The organism is Limnofasciculus baicalensis BBK-W-15 (assembly GCF_024178385.1).
In the GTDB taxonomy this organism is placed as follows: domain Bacteria; phylum Cyanobacteriota; class Cyanobacteriia; order Cyanobacteriales; family Coleofasciculaceae; genus Limnofasciculus; species Limnofasciculus baicalensis.
In genome coordinates this window covers 1-1,154 of the sequence record NZ_JAMZMM010000739.1, presented here as the reverse complement: position 1 = coordinate 1,154, position 1,154 = coordinate 1, and the positions used below count along the sequence as shown (strand labels likewise).

Annotated in this window: 2 protein-coding genes; both read right to left on the bottom strand. The window is 39.0% G+C overall.

The window, feature by feature from the left end:
• Positions 1-55 precede the first annotated feature (55 nt).
• A complete protein-coding gene (locus tag NJ959_RS29875) occupies positions 56-340 on the bottom strand; it encodes a DUF427 domain-containing protein (RefSeq protein WP_254015391.1) in 285 nt (94 codons plus the stop codon).
• A 534-nt stretch (positions 341-874) separates the two neighbouring features.
• Entirely contained in the window at positions 875-1,087 is a 213-nt protein-coding gene (locus NJ959_RS29870; RefSeq protein WP_254015390.1) for a hypothetical protein, read from the bottom strand.
• Between the last annotated feature and the right edge of the window lie 67 nt (positions 1,088-1,154).

The window sequence follows — 1,154 nt, the reverse complement described above, 5'->3', positions numbered from 1 at the left end:
GTTATGCTATCTGTAGGGTGCGTTATGTAACGAACCCTACTATATATGGAGTTTACTAAACTTCAACCTTGACACCGCGCCAAAAGGCAACATATCCTTCAATCTCTTTCGCCTTCTCCTTAGTACTGGGATAATACCAAGCAGCATCCTTATTCTCTTGTCCATCCACTTCAAGGGTGTAGTAACTAGCCACACCTTTCCATGAGCAAGTGGTATGGGTACTGCTTTCCTGAAAATACTGCTTGTTGATTGAGTCAGGGGGGAAGTATTGGTTTCCTTCCACGACTACACATTTGTCACTCTCGGCGATAACCGCACCATTCCAGATTGCTTTTGGCATTGTTACTTTCCTTAACATACTATCTTATTTATATTATCGGGTGCGGTGGCGCTGGCTGGAAAATAGGGTGTAGGTTTTTTGGTGTGGGGGGTATTTATCCCCGCCCAGTTTGAGGTTTAAGTATGAAAAACGGGCAATTGATTAGTGATTTTTCTCTATTTTGTCTCTAATCCAATTCCTCTTTTATACAATTATGCTTCTTCGATAGTTGATACTCGATCAATTTTTTTTAATGATTTTATCCATTATTTCCTTACCTAATCAGTTATATTAATGATTGTAGCTTTTTCACCTAGAGTTGGTTTATAGGTAGTTGACAGGATATCAGTTTCTCCATCTCCCCTGATTAGCTTAAATGAATTGTTATTAAAATCCTTAGCACCAACACCAGAAAAGTTATTGTGATTTTTTCAATCCTATTGTTGGCTTTATTTCCTGAAACTCTTGCGCAGCAAGAGTTTCAGGATTGTCAAGAAAGATGTGAGTTAACCATAGCTTTTTAAGAGGGATTTATCCCCCATTATTTCGATAGAGCTACTTTTTTTTCATCAAATCAGGTATTACCAAAATAAACAGGACACCAAAGACAATAATAGCTAGAGCTTGCTCTGTAGTCAGGAGATTCGGCATCAAAAGATAAAGGATGCCAAAACCAAGTAAAGCAATGGTGATTTCCCTAGAAAGGAGTCCCGGCATCACCAGGGTGGCAATGAGGCAAAAGGCAATGATCGCAACGGCTATTTCCATATTGGTTATTTTCTCCTAGGGCAACTATATTGCTTGTCGGTTACTGTATTTCCAACCTATCTCAAAA